The organism is Tsukamurella sp. 1534, from assembly GCF_000312385.1.
Classification (GTDB): domain Bacteria; phylum Actinomycetota; class Actinomycetes; order Mycobacteriales; family Mycobacteriaceae; genus Tsukamurella.
Genome location: NZ_HE997626.1, coordinates 1280528 through 1306648 on the forward strand (window position 1 = coordinate 1280528; position 26121 = coordinate 1306648).

Consider the following 26121-nt stretch of genomic DNA (forward strand, 5'->3'; position numbering starts at 1 on the left):
TCGGCGGGCGCGGCGCGGCGCGGCGGAGCGCCGGGGCGGCGGGGCGAGGAGGCGGGTGAGGTTCCGGGTTCGTTCGGCCGGCGCAGCGTGAGGCGGGGATCGGCGCCACTGGGCAGCGGGAGGAGGGGCTGCGGCGAGTTTCACGTGGAACGAGGGAGCGAGCGGAGGCCCGCCCGCGGACGCAGAGACGCGCGCACGGGACTGGTGGCTCGCCGCGGGAGGGGTCGGCGGGGTGCGGTGAGACGGGGACTCCCGGCGGGCACCGCGGCGATCGACGAGGATCCCGAGCGCTACCCCCCGCCACGGCCACGGCCACGGCCAGCCACCGCCACCGACGAACGCACGACGCCGGTGCGGGTTTCACGTGGAACGGTCGCGAGCGTGCCTAGGAGGGTCTCTCGATACCGCCTCGCAGACCGCGCAGCTGCTGTGGCGGGGCCCGCGGCGGCCTTGCGGTGGAAGGCCGTGGACAGCGTGGGGTCCGCTCCCCCGGCGTTCGTTCCACGTGAAACCGTCGGTCGGGAGGGGGCGGTCGGGAGAGGCGCGACGACCGGCGGAGGCCGGGAACCGCCGACCCTCAGGACGCGCGTCGGAGATGCCGGCCCATGGCGGTGGAGCGATGTCGGGAGACGCCGGGCCGAGGCGCCCAGGGAAGGCCGAGGCGTGAGGAGAGACCTCCGGCGGGTCCGGCGACATGGGCGTCCCGCGGGGAGTGCCGGCGACGGCCCCCGTTCAAGCGACTGCGCCGACCGGCCCCCTCCGCCCGCGAGAGTGGGCGACCGATTCGCGGCGACGTCGCGGATGCGTACCCGCGAGGATCGATCGAACAACGGTGCCGGGCGGACTCGAGGAGGTGCCGGGCGGACTCGAGGAACGGTGGACCGGGACCGGAGCGTGGTGCGGCGCCGTCGGAGCGGAGAGACTCGCTGTTCGGATCCTGGGCGGCGAGCCGGCTCACCGGGGCCCGGCCAGCGCGCGTCTGCGGGACGGAGAGACCGCGGAGTCGCTTGCCCCGTGCTCTCCGCGGATCACGGTGCGGCCGCGAGCGTCGTGTGCCGAGTGGCGCGAGGTGAGGCGCGGCGTCCGCGTCCCCGCGCCGCAGGGGGCGACGGGTGCGGACTTCCGGCGCGAGGAGAGGCGCGTGGCCTTCGTGGGCCGGCGTCGTGAATGCGGCGCACGAACTCCAGCAGTTCGTGGAGAGACGTGCTCGCCCGGAACCGCGGAGGATTCGCCGGAGCGCCGACGAGGGAGACGCTGCGTTGGCGCGTGGGTACAGCGCAGGAACGGATAGCGGCCTCACGGGCACCGTCGACGACGACGTCCCGGAGAGGCGGACGTCTCGTCGTTTCACGGGGAACATGCAATTCTTCCGGGAGTCGGGCGCGTGGGGCGACATCCGCCCGAGGACTGGTCGACGCGAGGACGGTCCGGCGCGGATCGTCGTTTCACGTGGAACGCGGCGTTCGGTCGCCGGCGGGCGTGGAGCGTCGCGCCCGTCGCGGGACGGGCGAATCGCGGGCCGCCGGATGCCGTGGTGTACCGGAGCGGTGCCGCGGCCGCCGGTGCACGGAGTCCGCGAGGAGAGCGCGATCGGCATGCGGCGGCGACGCGGAGCTCTGCGCGGTGGCGAGGTGCCGCGGCACGGGGAGAACCGTCAGACGCCGGAGATCACCGCGAGCGGGCGAGGCGCCGCCGGTGCCCCGTTCGGGCAGTGGACGCCGGACGGAAAGCGCCGAGGCGCCGGTACGCGGCGCGGTGTCGGAGCCGCCCGCGTCCTGGCGCCCGGGCTCGGCGTGGGCGCGTGAGAGAGGTTTCACGTGGAACGGCGAGATCCTCGCGGTGCGCAACGGCAGGCTGCTCATCGGAACTGCGGCCACCCTCCGCGACTCCGGCCTCGCGCACACCCCCCGCTGCGGCGTCCCGTCGGGCGTGATGCCGAACGCTCGGACGGAGACGGCGGCGTCACGTCTCCGGAGCCGCGCGCCGCGCGGCGCGACAGCTGTCCGGAGACCGGGGCCGCTCCCCCACCACGGGGTGGGCGCACGGACACTGCCGTGCGCGTGCCCGAGGGCACGGAGACCGGAACCACGGCGGGAGATTCGTCGGGCCGGTGTGCGACGGACACGGCCGCCGCGGGGCAGGGGCGCCGGGTCCTGCGGAGGATCGGCGCCCGAGGGGACGCACGGAGGCGATCGATCCGGGCCGGGTGCGGCGGCACACGGGCGTCCCACCGCCGGCCACCGCCGCGTGGTTTCACGGGAAACATCGTCCCGGGGACCGGCGCCCGTGGGCCGACGGGATGTCCATCCGGTGACGGTGGAACGGCGAAGCGGACGTCCGCGGGTGCCGGGCTGGCGGTGTCGGGCGGAGTCACTAGGATGGGTGCAGACAGCTGAGGAGAGCGCGTGACTGATCACGATTCCGGCTTCGACGTTTCACGTGGAACCACCGATGACGACACCCCGATCGCCGCGGCAGCCCGGCGTGCGAGCCAAGTCCTGACGCCGGGCGGGACGGGAACACTCCCCAGACCCCGTGCCCGGCGCGTGCTGACGATCGCCAACCAGAAGGGCGGCGTCGGCAAGACGACCACCGCCGTCAACCTCGCGGCGGCGCTGGCGCTGCAGGGGCTCCGGGTGTTGGTGATCGATCTCGACCCCCAGGGCAACGCGAGCACCGCGCTCGGCGTCGACCACCGGTCGGGCGTCCCGTCGACCTACGAGCTCCTGCTGGGCGAGACGACGCTCGACGAGGCGATGGCGCAGAGCCCGCACTCGGAGAACCTCTTCTGCGTCCCCGCCACGATCGACCTCGCCGGCGCGGAGATCGAGCTCGTCAGCATGGTGGCCCGCGAGGCCCGGCTGAAGAACGCGCTCGACTCCCCCGCCGCGGAGAGCATCGACTACGTGTTCATCGACTGCCCGCCGTCGCTGGGCCTCCTCACGGTGAACGCGTTGGTCGCGGCGCCCGAGGTGCTCATCCCCATCCAGTGCGAGTACTACGCGCTCGAGGGGGTGGGGCAGCTGCTCCGCAACATCGACCTCGTCCAGTCGCATCTCAACCGCGACCTGCACGTCTCCACGGTCCTTCTCACGATGTACGACGGGCGCACCAAACTCGCGGACCAGGTGGCCGTCGAGGTGCGCAACCACTTCGGTGAGGCCGTCCTCGGCGCCACGATCCCCCGCAGCGTCAAGGTGTCCGAGGCCCCGGGCTACGGCACGACGGTCCTCGGTTACGACCCGGGTTCCCGCGGCGCGATGAGTTACCTCGACGCCGCGCGCGAGCTCGCCTACCGCGGCGCGGAACAGGTGGTCTGACGATGGCGACGCAGAAGAAGGGCGGCCTCGGTCGCGGCCTCGCGGCCCTCATCCCCACCGGCCCCGACGAGGGTCCGCGGCTCGGCAACGACGCCGCCGACGTCATCATCGGGGCCCGGCCCGCGGAACGGTCGTCCGGCAGCGCACCGTCGACGCCCGGGAAGCTCAAGCAGTCCAAGCCCGCCGCCACCCGTACCCGCGCCTCGGCCGCCGACGGCGACGACGGTGGCGACGGCGCCGGGGCGGACGATCTCGCCGTCTACCGCGAGATCGCGCCGGCCGAGATCCAACCCAACCCCCACCAGCCGCGCTCGGTGTTCGACGAGGAGGCGCTCGCGGAGCTCGTCCACTCGATCCGCGAGTTCGGCCTGATGCAGCCGATCGTGGTGCGTCCCCTCCCCTCCCCGGAGGGCGACGTGCGGTACCAGCTGGTCATGGGCGAGCGCCGCTGGCGTGCCAGCCAGGAGGCCGGCCTCGAGACGATCCCCGCGATCGTCCGGCAGACCGCCGACGGCGACATGCTCCGCGACGCCCTGCTGGAGAACATCCACCGCGTGCAGCTGAACCCGCTCGAGGAGGCGGCCGCGTACCAGCAGCTGCTGGAGGAGTTCGGCGTGACGCACGACCAGCTCGCCGCGCGCCTCGGCCGCTCCCGCCCCGTGGTCACCAACACCATCCGGCTGCTACGGCTGCCCGTCGCGGTGCAGCGCCGCGTGGCCGCCGGCGTGCTCTCCGCCGGCCATGCGCGCGCCCTGCTGTCGCTCGAGGCGGGCGCGGAGGCGCAGGAGAACCTGGCGGCCCGGATCATCGCCGAGGGGCTCTCCGTCCGCGCGACGGAGGAGGCGGTCACCCTGGCCAACCGGGACGGGGCCGTCGCTCCCCCGGCGCCCAAGCGGCGGCAGGAGGCCGACCCCGGGCTGCGGGAGTTCGCGGACCGGATCGCCGACCGGCTCGATACGAAGGTGTCCGTCTCGATGGGCAAGCGCAAGGGCAAGATCGTCGTGGAGGTCGGCTCGGCGGATGATCTCGAGCGGATCGTCGGCCTACTCTCCGGCCGGTAAGAGCCCATGAGCCTCACCATCGTCCCCCTCACCCTGGGCGGCTTCGACGACCTCCCGAGGCACATCCGTCGATGCGTCTACTGGGAGGTGGACCCGGGCTCGGACACCCTCACGGACACCGAGTTCGACAAGGAGGCGTGGCTGTCGATGCTCATGCTGCAGTGGGGCTCCTGCGGGCAGATGGCGATCGACCACGGCCTCGACGGCAGTGCCCGCGTGGTGGGCGTGGCGTTCTACGCCCCGCCCAGCAGCGTCCCGCGGGCGCGCCTGTTCCCCACCGCTCCCGTGAGCCCCGACGCCGTGCTGCTCACCTGGATCGGCGCGGAGCCGGGCGCCGACGAACGGGCCCGGGAGGAGCTGCTGTCCGCCGTGCTCACCGACCTGGCGCGTCGCGGTGTCCGGGCTGTGGAGGCCTTCGCGTTGCTCACCCCCGTCGGCCAGACCACGGAAAGCGTTGTGGCACAAATAGATTGCGGTCCGTGTGGCTGTAAGACGGTGCCCCTGACGGATGTCGATTTCCTGGAGGGAGTCGGATTCGAGACGGTGGCGCCGCACCACCGGTTCCCGCGCCTTCGGCTGGAACTCTCCGAGGGTCTGGGCTGGAAGGCGGGCGTGGAACACGCGCTGGAGCAACTGCTGGCGGCCGGCGCCGCGGAGGCGGCCCTCCGGGAGGCCCTGGAGGGCACGGGAGACGCCGCCGCGCCCGTCGGGCGGCTGGGGTGGGGTCGGGCCGGCCGCACCGGCTGAGGCGCGCTCAGCCCCGCTCGGCCCCCGCGTCGCCCGGGCGTCCCGCCGAACGGGACAGGACCGGATGCGTGAACTCCGCCGGGGAGCGTCGCTGCGGCGGGTTCCGAGGACCGTCGGGTGGGGGGCGCCCGCCACCCGCGCGGCCTACTTGTCGGCGGTCTCCTCGAGCTTGAGCAGCTCCGCGAAAGTGTATGTGCCCGTGGGGCGGTCGTTCTCCCCCAGCAGGTACATGCGCTTGACGGCCACGAGGATGGCCTCGGCGATGGTGTCGCGCATCTGCGGCGAGGCGAGCACCGACGCGTCCCCGGGGTTGGTCACGTATCCAACGTCGATCTGCACCGTGGGCATGCGCGTGAGGCGCACGATGTCCCAGGTGCGGCCGTGGTAGTGGCAGTCGGTGAGCCCCGTGCGGGCCACGATCTCGCGCTGGATGAAACCGGCCAGGTTGCGGCCGATGTTGGAGATCGAGCCGTGCGTGTTACCGAAGTGGAACGAGGCGACGCCGTTCGCGTTCTCGTTGCGGTAGTGGGCCGTTCGCAGCGCGATCATCAGATCGGCGTCGAACGTGTTGGCCGTGTACGCGCGGGTGGCGTCCGAGGCGTCCATGCCGCGCGGCCGCGACAGGTACGTCTCCATACCCGCGGCGGCCATCCGGCCCTCCAGGCGGGCGCCCAGGTCCCAGAGGATCTCCTCCTCGGTGATGGGCCGGCCGTCCGGGCCGGTGAGCGCGGTGCCGCTGTCCGGTCCGCCCCTGCCCGGATCGATGACGATCCGCTTGCCGGAGAGCCGCGGACCGGACCGGCGCACGTGCTCCTCCTCGCGGATCGCGTGCGGCGAACCGCCCGTGACGCGCGAACCGAGGAAGGTGAGCGAGCGGAGCGTCGCCGGACCGCAGATGCCGTCGGCGACGAGCCCGAACTCGTGCTGGTACGCGGTGAGCCCCAGATGCGTCTGCGGGCCGAAGAGGCCGTCGATCATCCCCGCGTAGAACCCCAGGTTCTGCAGGCGGGCCTGCAGGGCCGCCACATCGTCGCCCGACGGGGGCGCCGACGCCACGTAGCTCAGCGTGCGAGCGCCCAGCTGGTACGTGGACTCCCGCAGCGCGCGGTACGTGGCCGGGCCGACGACACCGTCGACCAGGAGTCCGCGCTGCTGCTGGAAGGCGCGGGTGGCGCGGTCGAGACGGCGGTCGAAGACCGCCTCCGGCACCGTCCACCCGCCGGTGGTGAGCTCCGTGGGCGCGACGAAATCGGGCAGGAAGCCCTGGTCGGCGAGGATGCCACGAATCTCGGCGACGGCTCCACCGTGGTCACCGAGGCTGATGCGGGGCATGACGAATCCTTCAGTCGCTTCCCCGGCGCGTGCCGCCCCGGGACTTCAATCGTGTACACGATACGGCCCCGCGGCCGGGGAAGACCAATGCGGCCGACGGACGTGTCAGAGGACGCCGTCGAGCGCCTTGAGGATCGCCGACTTGCTCTTGGCCCCGATCAGCTTCGTCGTGGGCTCGCCGTCCTGGAAGAGGATCAGGGTGGGGATGCTCAGCACCTGGTAGTCGCGGGGTGCGGTCGGGTTCTGGTCGACCTCGACCTTCGCGACGGTCAGCTTGTCCCCGTGCTCCTGCGCGATCTGCTCCAGGACCGGCGCGACCACCTTGCACGGGCCGCACCAGGTGGCCCAGAAGTCCACGAGCACGGGCTTCGAGGATTCGAGGACCTGCTCCTTGAACGTGGCGTCCGTGACGGTGACGGTGGCGGTGGTGGCGGAATCGGCCATGGTTCTCTCCTTGAGGGACCTGGAAGGGGGCTTACTGGGCGACCGCGGCTTCGCGGTGGTGCGCGAGCCAGCGCTCGGCGTCGATCGCGGCGCTGCAGCCGCTGCCGGCGGCGGTGATCGCCTGGCGGTAGGTGTGGTCCACCAGGTCGCCCGCGGCGAACACGCCGGGCACGCCGGTGGCGGTGCTGCGGCCCTCGACCTGCACGTAACCGTCCTCGTCGAGGGTGACCTGGCCCTGCACCAGCTCCGAGCGCGGGTCGTGGCCGATCGCCACGAACAGGCCGGTGACCTCGAGCACGTCGGCGGCGCCGGTCACGGTGTTCTCGATCGCGAGCGAGCTCACCGAGCTCTCACCCTGCACCGCGGTGACCCTGGTGTCGGTGAGGAAGCGGATCTTCTCGTTGGCGCGGGCGCGGTCCAGCATGATCTTGGACGCGCGGAAGTTCTCGCTGCGGTGGATCACGGTCACGGTCTTGGCGAACTTGGTGAGGAAGATGGCCTCCTCCATCGCGGAGTCGCCGCCGCCGACCACCGCGATGTCCTGCTCGCGGAAGAAGAAGCCGTCGCAGGTGGCGCAGGCGCTCACGCCGCGGCCGAGGAGCGCCTCCTCACCGGGGATGCCCAGGTAGCGGGCGGCGGCGCCCATCGCGAGGACCACGGCGCGGGCGCGGTAGCTGCCCTCCGCCGTGACGACCTCCTTGATCTCGCCGTCCAGCTGGACGCTCTCGACGTCCTCCATGCGCAGGTCGGCGCCGAACCGGATGGCCTGCTCGCGCATCTCGTCCATGAGCTCGGGGCCCATGATCCCGGCCTTGAAGCCGGGGTAGTTCTCCACCTCGGTGGTGGTCATCAGGGCGCCGCCGAAGCTGGTGCCCTCGAACAGGATGGTCTTCAGCTCGGCGCGGCCGGCGTACACGCCCGCCGTGTATCCCGCGGGACCCGATCCGATGATGATCACGTCCGCGACGTCGATGCCAGCTGCAGTCATCTACCTACCTGCCTCGAAAGAAAGTGCCCGGGCCGTCCGGGCCGACATGTGTGCCAACAGCCGCGGGTGTTCGGATGTTCCCGGGCCGCCTTCCTCCAGGTTACGGGGTGCGGACGCCGCCGGTGGCGGGGGCGGTGGGGCGCGCTGCGGCGAGCGTGCGGGTCAGCAGGACCGACGATGCCGCCCCGTCCGCGCACGACGGGGTGACGGCGAGCACCAGCAGGTCTCCCAGGGTCCGGCCGGGGAGCAGGAGCGCGGTGGCGGCGTCCCCGCGGATCTCGACGGGGCCGGCGCCCAGCAGGGTGCGCTGCGCCGGGGGCACCCGCGCGGCGTCCAGGCACCTGGTGAGCGCGGCCATCTCCGCGAACGGCCCGCGATCCCCGCCCGGGGTGGCGGCGGCCAGCAGCACCTCGTTCCCCGGCTCCACGGTCTCCGGCTGCGTCACGACGGTCAGCGCCACGGCGACGGCGGCCACGGTGGCCACGGCCGCGGCGGCGCCCGCCAGGCCGTACCGCATCCGGCGGCCGTGGACCTGGGGCGACGGGGCGGCGCGCAGCGCGGCCTCGATCCGCCGATCGGCGAGGAGGGAGACGTCGGCACCGGGATCGTCCGGCGCGGACCACGTGGCGTACGTCCGGTCCCGGTACTCCGCGAGCGCCGCGTCGAGCGCCGCGGCCGGCTTCCGGGGCGGGCGGGCGGCGCGCGGGTGCCCGTCGGCGGGGTGGGCGCCGGCGGGGCGCAGCGGTGCGCCGCTCGCGGTGTCGTGGTCGTTGTCGTGGTCGTCGTCGTTCGCGCCGGGCGCTCGTCGGTCCATGTGTGCAACCTCCTCTCATCAATTGGACGCACCAGCGGCGCGATCGGTTCCCTCGAGTTCACATCACGATGTGCGCATGGGTGTCGGCCACCCGGGAACCGGGCGGAGGTGCGGCCCGCGGCGGCCGAACGGTCCCGAGGCGGCCGCGGGTGCCGCGGTGGCGAGTCCGCCGGGCGAGGCCCGGCGACGGTCCGCGACGCGCCGGTCGGTCAATACAGCAGGCGTTCCAGACGGGCACGGGCCCGCGCGCGGCGGCTCTTCACCGTGCCCACGGCCACGCCCAGCACCTCCGCTGCCTGCGCCACGGACAGTCCGTGCATGTCGACGGCGATGACGGCGGCCCGCTGGTCCTCGGGCAGCAGGCGCAGCGCGGCGTCGACCGACAGCCGCACGTCGAGCTCCTCCGCGCCCCGGCCCTCGTCGGAGCCGAGCGCGCTCAGGTCGTCGGGCATCAGCAGCGCGGCCCGCACCTGGTTGCGGCGGGCACGGTCGAGGCAGGCGTTCACGACGATCCGGTGCAGCCAGCTGGCCACCTTGCAGTCCCCACGGAACGTCGGGGACAACTGGTAGGCGCGGAGCATCGCGTCCTGCAGGCAGTCCTCCGCGTCGGCGTGCAAACGGATGGTCCGCAGCGCGGTGGCCAGCAATTGCCGCCGGTGCCGCCGGTAGAGCTGGGCGAACGCCTCGTGATCGCCCCGCGAGGCGCGGAGCAGCAACGTCTCGTCGGTCTCGGGAGACGGTTCGCGGCGCCGCTGCGCCACGGGGGCGCGCGACGACTCCCCCGCCGCCTCGCCCGCGCCGGGATCCGCATCCTCGTCCTCGAACGACCGCGACATGATGTTCCCCCGCTCGGTCATGCACGGATGCTAGGGCGCGCAATCCTGTTCCGCGACAGGTTCTTCGGCATTTGCTCACCGCAATCCCGGAGTGGAGAGATTTGCGATCACATACATTGCCCGGAGCGGGCGGATCTCGGGTCTCGTGCAGACCGGTGATCCGTATTACACTGGATGCAGGCCAGGTGGCGCACCCGTCGCTGTGGATTCTTCACACTCCGCATCGAGCTACAGGAGGCCTGTCATGGTCGACCCCACCCCTCTTTCCTCCCCCGCTGCCGGTCGTTCGCCGGCCGCCGGCCCCACCGACGGCGAGATCGCCGCCGCCACCGTGGCCCGTGCCCAGCGCTGGCTGCGCGCGAGTGCCGGACCGCGGCCCGCCGAGGTCGGCCGTCGCGAGGCCGCCGCCACCACGAGTCTGGCTGCGCTGCTGCACGATCCGAACGGCGTCGAGTTCACCATGGGATTCGTGGACCAGGTCGCCCGCCCCGAGGACGACGGCGTGGCCGCGACCGCCCTGAAGCGGCTCGTCTCCCCCGCCGGGGCCGGCGCACCGGGCACCAAGTTCATGAGCCCGTTCGACGCGGCGATGCTCCGCGCCGGCACCGTGGCCGCGGGCATCGCCCCGTCGATCGCGATGCCGGTGGCCCGGCTGCGCCTGCGACAGCTCGTCGGCCACCTGGTGTTCGACGCCGACGGGGACAAGCTGCGGCGCCGCCTGGACCGCGCCCGCGACGTGGGGGTCCGCCTCAACCTCAACCTGCTCGGCGAGGCCGTGCTCGGCCAGGCCGAGGCCGATCGGCGGCTGGCCCGCACCCACGAGCTGCTCGCCGATCCGTCCGTGGACTACGTCTCCATCAAGGTGTCCTCCGTGGTCGCACAGCTGGTGCCGTGGGACCTGGAGGGCAACCGGGACCGGATCGTCGAGCGGCTGCGCCCGCTGTACCGCACCGCCCGCGACGGCGGGAAGTTCGTCAACCTCGATATGGAGGAGTACAAGGACCTCCACCTCACCCTGGAGGTGTTCACAGCCCTCCTCGACGAGGAGGAGTTCCGTTCCCTCACAGCGGGAATCGTTCTCCAGGCCTACCTGCCCGATTCCGCGGGCGCGCTGCAGCGGCTCACCGAGTTCGCGCGCCGCCGCGTGGCCGAGGGCGGCGCACCGATCAAGGTGCGCCTGGTCAAGGGCGCCAACCTGGCGATGGAGCGGGTGGACGCCGAGCTGCACGACTGGCCGCTCGCCACCTACGGCACCAAGGCCGAGGTGGACGCCAACTACCTGCGCCTCGTGGACACCGCGCTGCGCGAGGAGAACGCCGACGCCCTCCGCATCGGCGTCGCCTCGCAGAACCTCTTCTCCGTGGCGTACGCCGTGGAGCTCGCCGAACAGCGGAACGTGCAGCGCCAGCTGGACATTGAGATGCTGCAGGGCATGGCGCCGATGGAGGCCGCCGCCGTCCGCGCCGACGTGGGCACGCTGATCCTGTACACCCCCGTCGTGCACTCGGGCGATTTCGACGTGGCCGTCTCCTACCTGGTGCGCCGGCTCGAGGAGAACTCGTCCAGCGACAACTTCCTCTACTCCATGTTCAGCCCGCACCGCGGCGCGATCGAGTTGGAGGAGAAGCGATTCCGTACCGCCCTGGCGCAGCGATCCGATGCGCAGGCCGTACCCAACCGGGTGCAGGACCGCGCCTCCGATCCCCTCGCGCCACGCGCCGGGGAGTTCACGGGCGAGCCGGACACCGATCCGTCGACGCCCGCGAACCGCGCCTGGGCCGCCCGGGCCCTGCGGGAACCGGCAGCGGTGCAGGTGCCGGAGCGGGTGACCGACCCCGCGCGGATCGACGCGGCCGTCGCGACCGCGCTCGACGCACAGGCCGCCTGGGCCGCGAAGCCCGCCGCCGAGCGCGCCGCCCTGCTGCACCGCGTGGCCGACGAGCTGTCCCGGCGCCGCGGCGAGCTGCTCGGCGTCATGGCGCACGAGGCGGGAAAGACTGTGGCGGAGGCGGATCCGGAGATCTCGGAAGCCATCGACTTCGCCCGCTACTACGCCGGCAGCGCCCTGGCGCTGGACGTGCAGGACGGTGCGGAGTTCGCGCCGCACCGGCTCGTGGTGGTCACGCCGCCGTGGAACTTCCCGGTCGCCATCCCGCTGGGCGGCGTGCTCGCCGCGCTCGCCGCGGGCTCGGCCGTGATCATCAAACCGGCCCCGCAGGTACAGCGCTGCGGGGCCGCGGGCATCGCCGCGCTGCACGCCGCGGGTGTGCCCCGCGAACTGGTGCAGTTGGTCAACGCCGACGAGGCCGACGCCGGGCGCCGCCTGATCACCCATCCCGACGCCGACGCCGTGGTGCTCACCGGCGCCAGCGATACCGCGGCGCTGTTCCGCGGCTGGCGGCCCGATCTGGACCTGCTGGCCGAGACCTCCGGCAAGAACGCCATGATCGTCACTCCCGCAGCGGATCCCGACCTCGCGGTGAACGATCTGGTGCGGTCCGCCTTCGGTCACGCCGGACAGAAGTGCTCCGCGGCCTCGCTGGTGATCGCCGTGGGCAGCGTCGGCACCTCGAAGCGGTTCCTGGGCCAGCTCGAGGACGCGGTGCGCACCCTCGTCGTGGGCGAGGGGTACGAGCTCGGCACCGGCATGGGCCCGCTCGTCGAGCCCGCGTCCGGGAAGCTGTTGCGCGGACTCACCGAGACCGGGCCGGGCGAGAGCTGGCTCGTGCAGCCGCGCCGCCTCGACGAGGAGGGCCGGTTCTGGACGCCCGGCGTGCTCGACGGCGTCACGGAGGGCGGCTGGTTCCACACCACCGAGCTGTTCGGCCCGGTGCTCGGCATCATGCGCGCCGCGACACTCGACGACGCGATCCGGATGCAGAACTCCACCGGCTACGGCCTCACTGCCGGCCTGCACAGCCTCGACCCCGAGGAGATCGACCGCTGGCGCGAGAAGGTGGAGGCCGGCAACCTCTACATCAACCGGCACATGACCGGCGCCATCGTCCAGCGCCAGTCCTTCGGCGGCTGGAAGCGCTCCTCCATCGGCCCCGGCGCCAAGGCCGGCGGACCGAACTACGTGGCCCAGTTCGGCCGCTGGTCCGACTCCCCCGCCGCTGACGCCCCGCACGCCGCGCCCTCACACTTCAGCGAGCGGATCATCGGTGCCGCAGGGGATCTGCCCGACGAGGACGTGCGCTGGCTGCATGCGGCCGCGGCCTCGGACAACCGGGCCTGGGACGCGGAGTTCGGCGTGGAACACGATCCGACGGGCCTGGCCTGCGAGTCCAACGTGTTCCGCTACCGGCCGCTCCCCCACCTCGAGGTGCGCGTGACCGCGGGCGCGAAGCCGCGCGATCTGGTGCGGCTGCAGCTCGCCGCCGCCATGACCGGGACCCGGCTCGACGTGACCGCCGCGCCGGGGGCCCCCGCGATGCCGTTCCGGGCGCCGGAACACGACGCGGCCGGCTACGCCGAGGGGCTGGGCCGCCGCACCGAGCCGGTGCGGATCCGCCTCCTGGGCGAACCGGAACCGGAGGTGCTGGCCGCGGCCGCGGCGCACGGGCACAGCGTGCTGCCCGGACCTGTGCTCCGTGAGGGGCGCCGCGAGATGCTCACGGTGCTGCGCGAGCAGGCCGTGAGCACCACCCGGCACCGCTACGGGCACATCTCGGGCGGCAACGGCTAGGCCCGCTCACCCGGTCCCGGGCCCCAGACGCCGGAGCTGCCGCGGCGGTGGCTGCCCACCAGGTGATCGTCCACGATGCCCACCGCCTGCATCAGGGCGTACATCGTGGTGGGCCCCACGAACCGGAAGCCCCTGCGGCGCAGCTCCTTCGACAGCGCGACCGACTCCGGGGACGTGGCGGCCACCTCCGCCATGGTGCGCGGGGCGGGGGTCTGTTCCGGCTGATACGACCAGATCAGCCGCGGCAGGCCCCCGCTCTCCCGCAGCGCGACGGTGGCGCGCGCGTTACCGATCGTGGCCTCGATCTTCTGCCGGTTCCGGATGATCCCCGGATCCCCCAGCAGGCGCTCCACATCGGCGTCGCCGAACGCGGCGACCGCATCCGGATCGAATCCCGCGAACGCCTCCCGGAACGCCGGGCGTTTGCGCAGCACCGTGGCCCACGACAGACCCGCCTGGAAACCCTCCAGGCTGATCCGCTCGAACAGGCCGCGCTCGTCCCGCACGGGCATGCCCCACTCCGTGTCGTAGTACTCCTGGAGCAGCCCGTCCGCCGCCGCCCAGGCCGGGCGCGCCAGCCCGTCCGGGCCCACCACCACTCCGCTCTCCTGCTCGCTCATCGCATCCCCCGATCGATCTCGGCCCAGGTCCGGGCCCTCGACCGCACCGTATCGCGGGCCGCCGACAAGTACGCGCCAAGCCCCCGTTCAGCGGAGGGTGCGATTCTCGCGGCATGAGCGTCGGCATCGATCCCCTGCGGTTGGTCCGGGCCCGGTGGTGCCTGTTGGCCGCGGCGCAACCGATCCTGGCGGCCGCCGGTGCGCCGCTGCCGTTCCGGGTGCTGGTCGACGGTGCGCGCCCCGCCGTCGCCCGGTACGACGCGTCCGCCACCGCCGGCGCGACCCTCGCCCTCCTGGACGACGACCGCGCGGTGCTCACCTGTGGCGACGCGGGCTGGCGGATCCCCGGTGCGCCGGGCGCCTCGGGGCTGGTGGGCCGCGGACCGTCGTGGGCGGGGCACCCGAGCGTCGTCGACCACCGGGCCGTCCGGGACCACTACGGCTGGATCGCGTTCTGGGACGGGCACGGATGGTCGGGCACCGCCGGACCCGAGCCCGGTGCGGCCCTCCCGCCCGTGTTGAGCACCGGTGCCACCGCCGACGCGCTCGGGGCGCGGTACGCCGACGGTCCGCGGTCCGACGCGGCGCTCGTGCACCTGGTGCGGATGACCGAGTACGAATGGCTCGACGCGCCCGCCTGGCGGGCCGCGTTCGGGCACGCCGGCGCGCCGCGGCTGGTGGCCGAGTCCTGGGACGCGCTGGTCGGTTTCGGGCTCACGCAGTGGTCCGGCGACGGGCCCGTGACGGACCACGTGGTGGGCCGCTCCCCGGACGAGGCACGCGCGCTGGCAGCGGAATTCGCGGAACGCTCGGGTCTGCAGATCCCCGACGACGTGCGCGTCGAATCGGCGATGCGAACCCGAACAGGCTGGGAGATACGGTTTCTGGACTACCGCGACGCGGATTCGGCTCGGCCGCTGTCGATCCGGGTGCCCGATGTGGGCCCCGTCGCGGTGGACGAGCACTGGCCCGTGCACTGAGGCGCGGCTCGGGATACCGGTCCGAGAGGGCGAAAGGCGAAGGGGCTCAGGAGCCCTGGAACGACACCTTGTTGATGGTGGTGTACCACTCGTTCGAGGACACCTTGGTGAGGCCGGTGATCCACACCAGGACGTGCTTGGTGCGCGGGGCCACCGTGCTCACGTGGAAGTTGTTCTCGCCGCCGGGGCGGATGGCGCCCGACCAGACCAGGGCGGTCTCGTCGAGCGACTTGATCGTGTCCTTCGAGGACGAGCGCACCTCGACGGTGCTGCCCTGGCTGGGCGAGGTGATCGTGCCGCCGGTGAGCGACACCGCCTTGTCGAGCGTCACCATGAGGCCGACGCCCTTCTTGAGGTTCCCGAACATCGGCCCGGCGCGGTAGGTGTCGGTCTTCCACCCCGGGCTCTCCCCGGTGAGCACGTTCTTGATGTTCGAGGACGAGTCGGCGGCGCCGGACGACAGATCCACCAGCTTCACCGACGACGCCTTCACCGCGGCACCGATGCCCGGCGCGGCGGGCGCCGCCGCATCGGTGGCCGCCGGCGCGCTCGAGGTGTACAGCGAGCCCACGCTCGACTGGGTGTCGCCGCCCGACGTGAGCTTGCTGATCAACAGGGTCAACAGGATGATCAGCAGCAGCACCACGGCGCAGGCCGCGACGACCAGCAGCGGCACGTTCTTCTTGCGCTTCTCGCCCTTGCCGAGGGTGGCGGCCTTCGCCGACTGGAGCCGCTGCGCCGGGGACGGCCGCGGCGCGTCCGGCTTCGGCTCGGGGGCCGCGTTCACCGCCTGCGGAGCCTGCCGCGGCGCCTCGGTGTTCGCCCGCACCGGCGCCAGCAGATCGGTCTTCACATCGACGACGGACGCCTGATCGAGCAGCTGCTGCACCGTGGCCGCGGTGCGGATGCCCTGGCCGCCCTCCAGCGTGCGCGTCGCCACCGCCGAGATCTCGAACGGGATGTCGCGCTTGGCGTCCCGCGGCTCGACCGGGTTGCCGTTCTGATCGGCGTCGGCCTGCCGGATGCCGGCCACGGTGCCCGTGCCGGTGGTGACCACGCGGCCCGTCGCATCGTCGAGCGGCCAGCGCTCGAGGAGCAGCGCGTACAGCACAGCGCCGAGGCCGCGGACGTCGGACTCCTTCGACGCGTCCGCCAGGGTGCCCGGGAACGCGAGGTACGCGTGCCCGTCCTGGGAGATGCGCACCCGGTCCGGATGGTCGACGGACAGCGCCGCCCCGGCCCGGTGCGCGCCCTCGGCGGCGCCCGCGAGCGCCCGCACCGCCTTCGCCGCGCCGATCGCCGACGGGTGGGTGCCGGCCACGTCGGCCAGGGAACTGCTGGGGATCCACTCGGCTACGACGATGCCGCCCGAGCTGCCGCGCACCACGTCGAGCACGCGGGCCAGACCGTTCGAGTGCACCCGGCCCAGGCGCAGCGTGCGCGACAGGATGGACTGCGGGCCCTCGCCGCGCATGCTGATCTGCGCGCCGCGGTCCGGCGCCGGTGAGCGCTGTTCGGAGTCGACGAAGGTCAGCGCGACGTCGCGGTCGAGGTTGATGTCGCGCGCCTGCCAGAACTGGAGGCCGCGGATGCCGCCGTAGTGCTCGATCAGGCGGTAGCGGCCGCCGGCGACGACCGCACCCGGGATCAGCTCGGGGCCGCGGGGCGCGTCGTCCCCCGACTCCAGGGCGGCGGGTCCGTCCGGCTGGGCGGGCGGCTGCGTGGACGGCAGGCGCATCTGACCGGTGCTCGAAGCGTCGGGCCCGGAGTGGCGTGCGGAGTCGTCCTCGGTCACTGCGAATGCTCCTCTTCTGCGGTACCTGAGGCCCGCGGTCGAATGTTCGGCACGGGCCTGCGACCGGCGGGGAACATGGCTTTGACCAGCATACGGGAGGCCGATGTCGTCGGCGATCCGTGGCAGCTGGGCTGTGATCTCCTCGCGGCGGAGGTTGGCGAACGCCTCCAGCTCGTCGAGACGCATCTCCCGGGTGTCGGGGACGCTGCTGGCCGGCGCGGCGGGCTCCGGCGGCGCGGGCTGCCGCAGCGCCGGAACGAACCTGGCGACGATGCGCCGCAGGGGTGCCAGGATCGCCAGCACGTCCGGCACACGCCACAACGCGAGTAGCGCATAGATCAGCGTCATGCATAGCACGCCTGCGATCGCAAGGTAGACCAGTGCGCCGAAAGGTCCGCTCTTGTCCATCTTCTGCAGACCGTCGATCTGCATGACCGCGTAGATGGTCAGCACCACCAGCGCGGAGACCGCGGTGGTCTGGAGAAGGACACGCGCCACGTTGGTCAGCTGCATGGGCCCCATGGACCTGCGCAGCAGGATCCAGCCCATCAAGGCGCCGGCGGCGTACGCCAGGCCGGTGGCGGTGCCGAGCAGCTCGACCACGCGGTTGCCGTCGTCGGTGACCAGCGGCGCCGCGAACGACAGCGCGCCCTTGACCACGGTGATCACGAGCGCGATCACCACGGGTGTCCACGGCCGCTCCTGCGCGTAGAACACGCGCAGATGAATGAGCACCATCGCGTACGGGATCAGCACGAACGCCTCGAACGAGAGCAGTGTGCCCAGGTTGTTGGCGGCCTCCGGCGGGAAGTTGCCGAAGTTGAAAAGGGCGCGGCCGATGGACGGCCCGAACACGGTGATGAACGCCGTGATCGGGACCAGGGCGATCATCGTGATCCGGGTGGCGACCGACAGGTCGTCGATCACCGCGGCCCGGTTGCCCGATGCGGCGTGCCGGGCGAGCCGCGGCATCACCGCCGTGAGCAGGGCGACGCCGAGCACGCCGTACGGCAGCTGCAGGACCAGCCACGCGTACTGGTAGATGGCGGGGCCGCCCTCGGTCGCGTCCGCCGCGATCGGCGTCGACACGTAGTAGCTGGCCAGCGAGATCGCGATGTACACGACGATCGCGATGCCCATCGTCCCGAAGTGCTTGAGCCGGTCGTCCATGCCCCAGCGCAGGCGGAACTTCACCCCGGCCCGCTTCATCGCGGGGATCTGGATGAACGCCTGCAGGACCACGCCCAGCGTGCTGCCGATGCCCAGTACCAGCAGCTTCGGATCGCCCATCCGGACCGGGTCCAGCGTGAGCTCGCCGGGCATCAGGTAGAACAGCGCCAGCGTGCTGATCTGCACGACGTTGCAGGCCACGGGCGCCCAGGCGCCGGGTTTGAACACGCCGTGCACGTTGAGGACGCCGGTGAACAGCGCGGACAGGCCGTAGAAGACGAGTTGCGGGAGCAGCAGCAGGACGAGGGCCTGGGTGAGGGGCTCGCTGACCTTACTGCCCCCGACCAGCCAGTCGACCAGCAACGGCGAGACGGCGAGCGAGATGACCAGAGCTATGCCCAGCACCGCCAGGGACATCGTCAACAGGCGCTCGAAGAAGGCCTGGCCGCGGTCCTTGTCCTCCATCTCGGCCCGCACCAGGACCGGGATCACGAGGGAGGCGAGTACCTGCCCGAGCACCAGTTCCGACACCTGCTGCGGCATCGTGTTGGCGACGGAGAAGGCCGACGCGATCGCCGGGCCGAGCACGGCGGCCAGCAGCACCGTGCGGAGGAAGCCGGTGATCCGGGAGGTCAGCGTCGCGACGGCGACGGAACCGGTCGAGCGCAGCAGGCTGTTCGTCGCCCCGGAGCTCTGGGCGGCGTCGCCGCCCTCGCTCGGGGGGATCTGCCGGGGCTGGGCGCGGCTCATGGGTCCTTCGGGTCCGGGTCTTCTGCTTCGTCCTCGTCGAGCGCGTCGACGGGGTGACGGTGTGCAGCGTAACTGTTCGCCAGGATGCGGTCGTGTTCGTCCGCGTCGGGCCGGTCCTCGTCGGCGGGGTCCGGGGTGCCGCGGAACCGGTGCCACAGCCGGCGTCCGGCGAGCAGCACCAGCAGCACGCCGGCCGCGCACGTGATGATGAACAGCGGGCGGCCGTAGGCGTTCGAGTGGACCGACACCCGGATGGGGTCCCCGAGCGTCATATCGGAGCTGGTCCGCAGCGACAGCTGCACGTCGATCTTCTTCGAGTAGTTCACCGTGGTCGGCAGCTCGATCTGCCGGGTGCCGCGCGCCGGCAGCTCCTGCACCTCGGAGGTGTCGATGGTGACGCCGGGCGGCGCCGACGGGTGGATCACGGTGCGGATCGGCAGCGGCAGATCGTTCCGGGCGACGATGAGTAGCGGCGACTTGTCCGAGGCCAGCGTGTACGAGCCGCCCGGGTTGAGGAACCGCACCGACGACAGCTGCGAGGTCAGCGACGTCCGGGCCGCCGCCATCCGGAGGGTGGCGTCACCGTCGACCGCGGACCTCGAGGACGACCAGCGCAGCGCGCGCACCGCGTCCTCGCGCAGCGGCGAGGTGTACATGCGCGGCGTGAGCGGCGTCTTCGGCAGCGGCAGCAGCGACGCCCCGAGACGGTCGACCTGCCGCACGTGCTCCGCGGCGGAGGACGTGATCCGGTCGGAGACCCGCGAGGTGGTCGTGCCGTTCGGCTGCCGCAGCGTCCACGGGTCCGCGGCCCGCACCGGATCCCGGCCCGCCGACTGCGCCGAGGCGACCACGTCGCGGAACGTGCGCGGCCCCGCGAGCCCCTCCTCGAACAGCGACGACGCCGCGTCGAGCACGGCGCGGGCGTCGTCGTACCCGGCGGCCCACACCTGCGGCGGCATCACCAGTGCGGTGCGGCCGGTGACCGTCGAGATCGGGTCGTTCACGGTGGTCGCGGCCCAGCCGTCGGCCGGCGCGTAGCGCTGGGTCGGATCGAGCGCGGAGGCCTGGATCGCGCCCACCGCGGCCTGCCGGCGCGCAACCCGGGACTCCTCCGCCAGGTCGAACACCACCGACTGCGGGGTGGCGCCGACGGTCCCGGGGTCGACGCCCTTCTCCTCGCCGCCGCCCATCGCCGCGAGCGCGGTCGTGACGTACGGGTCGAACAGCGCCGCCCCAATGCCCTGGCCGACGGGGACGATGCCCGACGCGGCCGCGCGTCCCTGCGCGGGCCCGCCGACGGCGGTCGCCGCGACCGCCGTGGCCGTCGAGTCGGAGGCCTTGAGCTGCCGCGCACCGTCGGACAGCAGGACCCCCGACGCCGGGAGGGTGATGCCCCGCACCGACTTCACACCGAGGATCGAATCGATGACGTCGGCGGGGGTGTCCATCGCCGCGCGTTGCAGTGACGGCTCCCCGGAGCGGCCGAGCGCCTCCAGGTCGGCCTGGCCGAACGGGAGCGCCACCACGCAGGAGTCCCCCGCGATCCGCTTGAGCTCGTCCAGCCACCCCGTCGCGGCGTCGGATCCCGCGCCCGCGGTGCTGGGGCTCTTGGGATCCGAGGGGTCCTTCGACACCCGGTACGGCGCAGTCATCGCCTGCACCGTGACCAGCAGGTCCGGATCGATCGCCAGGCACGCCGAGGAGCGCATCGCGGTGCGCCGGGGGTCCGGGCCGCGGGTGGCCTCGTCGTAGGCCCGCAGCAGCCCGTCGAGCCGGCCGCCCTCCTTGAGGGAGTCGGCCAGAGCGTCGTCGACCAGCCGGACGGGCGTCTCACCGCCGCCGGGCACGCCGCCCGCCAGCTTGGGGTTGTCGGCCAGGGGCCACAGCATGGTCATCTGGGTGGGCGAGCTCGTGACGGGGCGTTCGACGGTGCCCGGCGCCCGCGTCCCGCCCTGCGGCAGCGACAGCACGGGCAGCATGGTGCGGGAATCGTCGAGGCGCGCGACCCCGCCGTACGCGGGTTTGCCGTTGAGGTTCACCAGGATCGGGTAGACGCCCGGCCGGTCGATGCCAAGGTCACGGCCGCCGCCGCTGTCGGTGGGCCGGACCGGGATGGAGATCCGGAAACCGGTCTTCTGGCCGGGCTTGAGCACCTTGGAGACCGGCTCGAACCGGCCGAGCGTGTCGTAGGCGTTGTTGTCGGCGACGAGGTCCGAGCGCAGCTGCGCGGACGTCGCCACGGCGGGGGCGCGCTGCACCCGCAGGTCCAGGTCGCTGACGTCGCGGTCCCCGAAGTTGGTGACCGTGCCGCGCACCGTGACCTCGTTGGGCGAGTCCTCGGTGACCTGCGGGGTGATCTCGTCGATGGAGATCCGCACGAACTGGGCGTCCGGCATCCCCGCACGGGCCGGGACGGCCCAGCCGGTCAGCGCGACGAGAAGCGTCAGCACGCACAGCAGGCGGGCCGACCGGATCACGTCTGACCGCTCCCGCCTCCGCCTCCGCGGCGCCCGCGCGAGCGCCTGCCGCCGCGCCTGCGCCGGGGCTTCGGCGGATCGTTGCGGACGGCGTTGCGCTCCGCGGCGGCCTTCTCGTAGGCCGACGGCTCGGTGCGCGGTTCCGCGGCGACGCGGGCCGCGAACTCGGCGGGGTCCGCGGAGAGGTCGCGAATCACGGAGCGCGCGGTGGCCACGAGCTTGCGCTCGTCGGAGTAGGTGAGGCGGGCCGCCAGCTGATCCAGCGGCACCCAGGCCACCTCGGAGACCTCGTAGTCGTCCGCGGACAGGTCACCGCTCTTCCAGGACAGCAGGAAGTGGTGCACCGTCTTGTGCACGCGCCGTCCCTCGACGGCGAACCAGTAGTCGATCTTGCCGATCGGTGCGAGCACCGCGCCGGTGAGGCCGGTCTCCTCCTCGATCTCCCGGATCGCGGTGACCTCGGCGGTCTCGCCGGTCTCGATGTGCCCCTTCGGCAGCGACCACAGGGTGCGCCCGCGGCGGTCCACGCGGCCGATGAGCGCGGCGCGGAGCTCGCCCCGGTCACCGTCGAGTCCCGCGACCACGAGGCCGCCGGCGGACGTCTCCCGGACCGTCCGGACCCGCGCGTCGGGCCGGGCGCGGCCCCGCTGGGCCTGCGGGCGCTTCTGCTTGGGCGCACCGTCGGACTTGGCCTTCTTCTCGGGGTTCGACGGTGCCTTCGGGCTCGGGGTGTCGGTCTTCTGTTCGGTGACGGCGGCGAGCTGCGCGCGGCCCCGCCCCCGGCCCCCGCGGCGACGCCGCCGGCGGGGCCGTCCGCCCCCGGAGTTCGCAGAGTCGCCGACGGGACCCGGCCGCTGCGGGCGCCCCGGGGAGTCGGCTGATTCTGCTGAGGTCACCCCCCGATGCTACTGGCCGGTCGGCGCGGTTATGCGCACGCCGCGATTTGAGTCGCCCGGTAAACTGGCCGGTCGTGACAGAAACCTCCGGCGACGCGCGTGCCGAGCGCGCTACCCGCCTGCTGGCGGCCGCGCACATCGCGCTGCAGCAGCTGTCGGACGTGCTGGCGCCCCTGGGCACGCGTTTCGCCGACGCCGGCCACGAGCTGTACCTGGTGGGAGGCTCGGTGCGGGACGCCCTGCTGGGCCGGCTGACGAGCGACCTCGACTTCACCACCGACGCCCGCCCCGAGCAGGTCCAGGACCTGCTGCGCGGCTGGGCCGACGCGCTGTGGGACACCGGCATCGAGTTCGGCACCGTGAGCGCCTCGTTCCACGACCAGCAGATCGAGATCACCACCTACCGGGCCGAGGCGTACGACCGCGTTACGCGCAATCCCGTGGTGAAGTTCGGCGAGAGCCTCCAGGACGACCTGGTGCGGCGCGATTTCACCATCAACGCCATGGCGGTGCGCATCGGACGCGACGGCGCGGAGGACTTCCACGACCCGCTGAACGGGATCGATGCGCTGCTCGCCGGAACGATCGACACCCCCGCCACGCCGGAGGAGTCCTTCTCCGACGATCCCCTGCGCATGCTGCGCGCCGCCCGGTTCGTGTCCCAGCTGGGGTTCGAGGTGGCGCCGCGGGTGTCCGCGGCCATGACGGACATGGCCGCCGAGATCGACAGGATCACTGCCGAGCGGGTGCGCGCCGAGCTGGACAAGTTGATCCTGGGCGAGCACCCCGTGGACGGGATCGTGCTGCTCGTGGACACCGGGCTCGCGCAACGGGTGATCCCCGAGATCCCGGGCATGAAGCTCGCGATCGACGAGCACCACCAGCACAAGGACGTGTTCTGGCACTCGATGACCGTGCTGCGGCAGGCCATCGACCTGGAGGAGTCGGATCCTGATCTCATCCTGCGGTGGGCCGCGCTGCTGCACGACATCGGCAAGCCCGCCACCCGCCGGCACGAGCCCAACGGCGGCGTCTCGTTCCACCACCACGAGGTGGTCGGCGCCAAGATGGTGCGCAAGCGGATGCGGGCCCTGGCCTATCCGAAGGCCGTGACCGAGGACGTGGCGCAGCTGGTGTTCCTGCACCTGCGGTTCCACGGCTACGGCGACGGGCAATGGACCGATTCCGCGGTGCGCCGGTACGTCACCGACGCCGGTCCCCTGCTCCCCCGCCTGCACAAGCTGGTCCGCGCCGACTGCACGACCCGCAACAAGCGCCGCGCCGCGCGGCTGCAGGCCACCTACGACGGGCTCGAGCGCCGGATCGACGACATCGCCGCCAAGGAGGATCTGGCGCGGGTGCGCCCGGACCTCGACGGCAACGCGATCATGGAGCTCCTCGGGCTGCAGCCCGGTCCGGAGGTGGGCGCGGCGTGGAAGTTCCTCAAGGAGCTGCGCCTGGACCGCGGCCCCCTCGACCGCGACGAGGCCGAGGCCGAGCTGAAGAAGTGGTGGGCCGAGCGCCGGGGCTGATCAGCGGGGTGGAAGCCCGGACTCCGTGCGTAGCGCTTCGCCGGTCGTGTCGGGTGAGGGTGCGACGTGGTGCGCTGTCATTCGGGTCGCTCCTTTCCGCTGTGCACCGCGCCGTCGGCGGTGCCGTCGCCGTCGGTGTCGAACAGCAACACGTCGGGCGTGCCGTCCCCGTCGCCGTCCACGACCGCCTGCCGCGGCGGCCGGCCCGGCTCCGCGGGGATCGCGGTGACGCGGGGCCCGGGAGGTTCCGGCGGTGTGGGCTCGGCCTTCCCGGGGGACGCCGCGCCGGTGCCCGGCACCGGGCAGCTCGACGGTGCGCCGCCCCGCTCGGCGGGTTTCGCGTCGGCGAGCGCCCAGAGCCCGTCGCCGGCGTCGCGGAAGCGGGCCTCGGCGGTCCCGTCGTCGTCGAGGTCGAGGGCGGAGACGTCGGCCCGGCCGTCGGAGTCCAGGTCGATCATGGCGTCGTCGACGCGCCCGTCCCCGTCGAAATCGAGGACCACCGCACCGTGGACCGCGGGCGAGCGCCACGTGCTGACCGGCCCGGCCCCGTCCCCGAACCAGTACTCGAGCAGCTCGTCCCCCATATCAATTGGACGCGCCGGCGGGGGCGGGGGTTCCCTTCCGTCGGTACAGCGCGAGCACCGTCACGACGGAGACGGCGTAGATCACGGCCCCGAACGCGGCGAGGGGGCGGCTCGCCCCGTCGAACGGGACGACGGCGGCGGCGAACGAGACCGCGGCGACGAAGGTGGTGTTGAACAGGGCGTCCTGGAACGAGAACACCTGCCCGCGCCGCTCGTCGGGCACGTCGAGCTGCATCGCGGCGTCGCCGGAGAGTTTGACCACCTGCCCGGCGACGCCGAGCACGCCGGCGGCGATCACGAGCACCAGGAAGTCGAGCGTGAGCACGGTCAGCTGGGTAAGGCAGGCCACGACGAGCGCGCCCACCACGGTGGTGCGCCGCCCCCAGCGGGCCACGGAGAGGGGCGTGATCACGGCGGCCACGAACATGCCGACGGCGGTCGCGCCCGCGACGGCGCCGAAGCCCGCGAGGCCCAGCGTCCCGTCGGTGAAGTGGTGCCGGGTGAGCAGGAGCAGCATCAGCGTGTTGAACCCGAAGACGGTGCGGTGCGCCCCCATTCCGCTCAGGGCCGCGGTGACCGACGGTGCGCGCCACGCCGCGAGGGCGCCGTGCGCCAGGCCGGCGCCGATGTCGCGGAGCGCGGTGGGCCGCACGCCGGGCGGGTTCACGTCGTGGTCGGGGCCGAGGACGCCGGGGCGGAAGCGGGCCGAGAGCGCCGCGCCGCACAGCGCGACGAGGGCGGCGCAGCCGAGGACGGCGCCGCTGCCTGCGTCGTCGGAGCCGAAGATCGCGCGCAGCCCGACGGCGGTGCCGGCGCCGAGGGCGGTGGCGCCCGCACCGAGGGTGGTGGTCACGGAGTTCATCGCGACCAGTTGGGGTCTGTCCACGACGTGCGGCAGCGCCGCGGAGAGCCCGGACGCGACGAACCGGCCGGCCCCGCCCACGGCGAGGGCGACGACGAAGATCGCGGTCTCCCCCGCTCCCGCCCCGAGGACGGCCGCGCACAGCAGGATCAGCGCGGTGCGGATCAGGTTGGCGACGATGAACACCTTGCGCCGGTCCCAGTGGTCGAGCAGGGCGCCGGCGAAGGGCCCGATCGCCGAGTACGGGAGGAGCAGGACCGCGAGGCCGCCGGCGATCGCGGCGGGCGTCGCGTTGCGTTCGGGGTTGAACACGATGGCGCTGCCCAGCGCGGCCTGGAACAGGCCCTCGGTGTACTGGCTGAGCAGTCGCACTCCGAGGAGCCTGAGCAGGTCGGGGATGTCGCGGAAAGAGCGCCAGGCGGCGTGACCGGCGCCGCGGCCCACGGCTTGGCCGCTGTCTGTCACGCCGTTCAGCGTATCGACCGGAGGGTCGGCCGGGTTGTGCAACCCCGCAGCTGGGATGCGTGCCATGATGGGGACGTGGGTCCCGATCGCTCCAACGAATCCGCCCCCCGGGACGCCTCGTCGGGCGAGAGCTCGGAGGCGCGCTTCTCCGTGTCCGCGGGCACGCTCCTGGTGGCCTCCCCCGAGCTCATCGAGCCTACGTTCGCGCGCACCGTCGTCTATCTGATCGAGCACAACGAGTCCGGCAGCCTGGGCGTGGTGCTGAACCGGCCCAGCGAGTCCGCGGTGCACGGGGTGCTCCCCCAGTGGCACGATCTGGCCGCCAAGCCGAAGGCCGTGTTCGTGGGCGGGCCGGTGAATCAGTCGGCGGCGTTGTGCCTGGGTGTGGCGAAGGCCGGGCAGGACGTGAGCGGTATCCGCGGGCTGCAGCCCGTCGCCGGACGGATCGTGCTGGTGGACCTGGACTCCGATGTGGAGATGATGGACGAGCTGCTGGACGGCGTGCGGGTGTTCGCCGGATACAGCGGCTGGGGCATGGGGCAGCTCGACGACGAGCTGGAGCGCGACGACTGGATCCCCTGCAGTGCCGTGCACACCGACGTTCTCACTCCCCCGCGGGTGGACCTGTGGGGCAAGGTCCTCCGCCGGCAGGGCTACCCCACCTCGCTGCTCGCCACCCACCCGGTGGACGTCTCCACCAACTGAGCCTTTCGCTCTCGGTTCGCATTAGGTTAGGCTCCCCTCCACCTACGGATGGGAG

The 26121-nt window shown here is 72.9% G+C and carries 18 protein-coding genes; 7 read left to right on the forward strand and 11 right to left on the reverse strand.

Annotated features, from left to right (window positions below; genetic code table 11):
• Positions 1-2405 precede the first annotated feature (2405 nt).
• From BN39_RS06280 to BN39_RS06290, 3 genes are read left to right on the forward strand one after another with little or no spacing between them, the layout of a single operon-like run.
• A complete protein-coding gene (locus BN39_RS06280; RefSeq protein WP_051158832.1) occupies positions 2406-3320 on the forward strand; it encodes a ParA family protein in 915 nt (304 codons plus the stop codon).
• Between the two features lie 2 nt (positions 3321-3322).
• On the forward strand, positions 3323-4381 hold the full coding sequence (locus tag BN39_RS06285; RefSeq protein ID WP_019201517.1) for a ParB/RepB/Spo0J family partition protein: 1059 nt from the start codon (positions 3323-3325) through the stop codon (positions 4379-4381).
• A 6-nt stretch (positions 4382-4387) separates the two neighbouring features.
• The gene (locus BN39_RS06290) at positions 4388-5128 is read left to right on the forward strand and encodes a hypothetical protein (protein WP_019201518.1); all 741 of its coding nucleotides are present in this window, start codon (positions 4388-4390) and stop codon (positions 5126-5128) included.
• 144 nt (positions 5129-5272) lie between these two features.
• On the opposite strand, the gene BN39_RS06295 is transcribed toward BN39_RS06290, so the two are convergent.
• The 5 genes from BN39_RS06295 to sigM all read right to left on the reverse strand — a co-directional run bounded on the left by BN39_RS06295 (position 5273) and on the right by sigM (position 9563).
• Complete coding sequence (locus BN39_RS06295) at positions 5273-6460, reverse strand: N-acetylmuramoyl-L-alanine amidase (RefSeq protein WP_019201519.1); 1188 nt, start codon at positions 6458-6460, stop codon at positions 5273-5275.
• 105 nt (positions 6461-6565) lie between these two features.
• Entirely contained in the window at positions 6566-6904 is a 339-nt protein-coding gene (gene trxA / locus BN39_RS06300; RefSeq protein WP_019201520.1) for a thioredoxin, read from the reverse strand.
• Positions 6905-6935: 31 nt separating this feature from the next.
• Entirely contained in the window at positions 6936-7892 is a 957-nt protein-coding gene (trxB, locus tag BN39_RS06305; protein ID WP_019201521.1) for a thioredoxin-disulfide reductase, read from the reverse strand.
• Between the two features lie 100 nt (positions 7893-7992).
• On the reverse strand, positions 7993-8706 hold the full coding sequence (locus tag BN39_RS22120) for a hypothetical protein (RefSeq protein ID WP_019201522.1): 714 nt from the start codon (positions 8704-8706) through the stop codon (positions 7993-7995).
• Between the two features lie 209 nt (positions 8707-8915).
• A complete protein-coding gene (gene sigM / locus BN39_RS06315) occupies positions 8916-9563 on the reverse strand; it encodes an RNA polymerase sigma factor SigM (protein ID WP_019201523.1) in 648 nt (215 codons plus the stop codon).
• A 223-nt stretch (positions 9564-9786) separates the two neighbouring features.
• Here sigM and BN39_RS06320 point away from each other — a divergent pair, with 223 nt between their 5' ends.
• Positions 9787-13230, forward strand: a complete 3444-nt coding sequence (locus BN39_RS06320; RefSeq protein ID WP_019201524.1) for a bifunctional proline dehydrogenase/L-glutamate gamma-semialdehyde dehydrogenase — start codon at positions 9787-9789, stop codon at positions 13228-13230.
• On the opposite strand, the gene BN39_RS06325 is transcribed toward BN39_RS06320, so the two are convergent.
• Entirely contained in the window at positions 13227-13850 is a 624-nt protein-coding gene (locus tag BN39_RS06325; RefSeq protein WP_019201525.1) for a DNA-3-methyladenine glycosylase I, read from the reverse strand. The two genes, BN39_RS06320 and BN39_RS06325, sit on opposite strands and share 4 nt — an antisense overlap.
• Positions 13851-13963: 113 nt before the next feature.
• Between BN39_RS06325 and BN39_RS06330 the strand changes: the two genes are divergently transcribed.
• Positions 13964-14830, forward strand: a complete 867-nt coding sequence (locus BN39_RS06330) for a hypothetical protein (RefSeq protein WP_019201526.1) — start codon at positions 13964-13966, stop codon at positions 14828-14830.
• Positions 14831-14876: 46 nt separating this feature from the next.
• Here BN39_RS06330 and murJ read toward each other — a convergent pair whose 3' ends face one another.
• Genes murJ through BN39_RS06345 form a run of 3 tightly spaced genes read right to left on the reverse strand, consistent with a single transcriptional unit; the run spans position 14877 to position 21918 of the window.
• Positions 14877-18545, reverse strand: a complete 3669-nt coding sequence (gene murJ / locus BN39_RS06335; protein ID WP_019201527.1) for a murein biosynthesis integral membrane protein MurJ — start codon at positions 18543-18545, stop codon at positions 14877-14879.
• Positions 18542-21022, reverse strand: coding sequence for a hypothetical protein (locus BN39_RS06340; protein ID WP_019201528.1), 2481 nt, complete (start codon positions 21020-21022; stop codon positions 18542-18544). The genes murJ and BN39_RS06340 overlap by 4 nt, the downstream gene beginning before the upstream one ends.
• Positions 21019-21918 carry an NUDIX hydrolase gene (locus BN39_RS06345; RefSeq protein ID WP_019201529.1) on the reverse strand — a complete coding sequence of 300 codons (900 nt, stop codon included), beginning with the start codon at positions 21916-21918 and terminating at the stop codon, positions 21019-21021. The genes BN39_RS06340 and BN39_RS06345 overlap by 4 nt, the downstream gene beginning before the upstream one ends.
• Positions 21919-21992: 74 nt before the next feature.
• Between BN39_RS06345 and BN39_RS06350 the strand changes: the two genes are divergently transcribed.
• Positions 21993-23450: a CCA tRNA nucleotidyltransferase gene (locus BN39_RS06350; RefSeq protein WP_019201530.1), complete on the forward strand. Its 1458-nt coding sequence runs from the start codon at positions 21993-21995 to the stop codon at positions 23448-23450.
• Between the two features lie 77 nt (positions 23451-23527).
• Here the strand turns inward: BN39_RS06350 and BN39_RS06355 are convergent, their stop codons facing one another.
• Entirely contained in the window at positions 23528-24034 is a 507-nt protein-coding gene (locus tag BN39_RS06355) for a hypothetical protein (RefSeq protein WP_019201531.1), read from the reverse strand.
• 1 nt (position 24035) lies between these two features.
• Positions 24036-25361, reverse strand: a complete 1326-nt coding sequence (locus BN39_RS06360; protein ID WP_051158836.1) for an MFS transporter — start codon at positions 25359-25361, stop codon at positions 24036-24038.
• A 75-nt stretch (positions 25362-25436) separates the two neighbouring features.
• Between BN39_RS06360 and BN39_RS06365 the strand changes: the two genes are divergently transcribed.
• Positions 25437-26066 carry a YqgE/AlgH family protein gene (locus BN39_RS06365; protein WP_019201533.1) on the forward strand — a complete coding sequence of 210 codons (630 nt, stop codon included), beginning with the start codon at positions 25437-25439 and terminating at the stop codon, positions 26064-26066.
• The last annotated feature ends 55 nt before the right edge of the window (positions 26067-26121 follow it).

Bases quoted from the DNA above. Each gene is read 5' to 3' on its own strand.
- BN39_RS06285 (WP_019201517.1), top strand. From the start codon at position 3,323: ATGGCGACGCAGAAGAAGGGCGGCCTCGGTCGCGGCCTCGCGGCCCTC.
- BN39_RS06290 (WP_019201518.1), top strand. From the start codon at position 4,388: ATGAGCCTCACCATCGTCCCCCTCACCCTGGGCGGCTTCGACGACCTC.
- BN39_RS06295 (WP_019201519.1), bottom strand. From the start codon at position 6,460: ATGCCCCGCATCAGCCTCGGTGACCACGGTGGAGCCGTCGCCGAGATT.
- trxA (WP_019201520.1), bottom strand. From the start codon at position 6,904: ATGGCCGATTCCGCCACCACCGCCACCGTCACCGTCACGGACGCCACG.
- trxB (WP_019201521.1), bottom strand. From the start codon at position 7,892: ATGACTGCAGCTGGCATCGACGTCGCGGACGTGATCATCATCGGATCG.
- BN39_RS22120 (WP_019201522.1), bottom strand. From the start codon at position 8,706: ATGGACCGACGAGCGCCCGGCGCGAACGACGACGACCACGACAACGAC.
- sigM (WP_019201523.1), bottom strand. From the start codon at position 9,563: ATGACCGAGCGGGGGAACATCATGTCGCGGTCGTTCGAGGACGAGGAT.
- BN39_RS06320 (WP_019201524.1), top strand. From the start codon at position 9,787: ATGGTCGACCCCACCCCTCTTTCCTCCCCCGCTGCCGGTCGTTCGCCG.
- BN39_RS06325 (WP_019201525.1), bottom strand. From the start codon at position 13,850: ATGAGCGAGCAGGAGAGCGGAGTGGTGGTGGGCCCGGACGGGCTGGCG.
- BN39_RS06330 (WP_019201526.1), top strand. From the start codon at position 13,964: ATGAGCGTCGGCATCGATCCCCTGCGGTTGGTCCGGGCCCGGTGGTGC.
- murJ (WP_019201527.1), bottom strand. From the start codon at position 18,545: ATGAGCCGCGCCCAGCCCCGGCAGATCCCCCCGAGCGAGGGCGGCGAC.
- BN39_RS06355 (WP_019201531.1), bottom strand. From the start codon at position 24,034: ATGGGGGACGAGCTGCTCGAGTACTGGTTCGGGGACGGGGCCGGGCCG.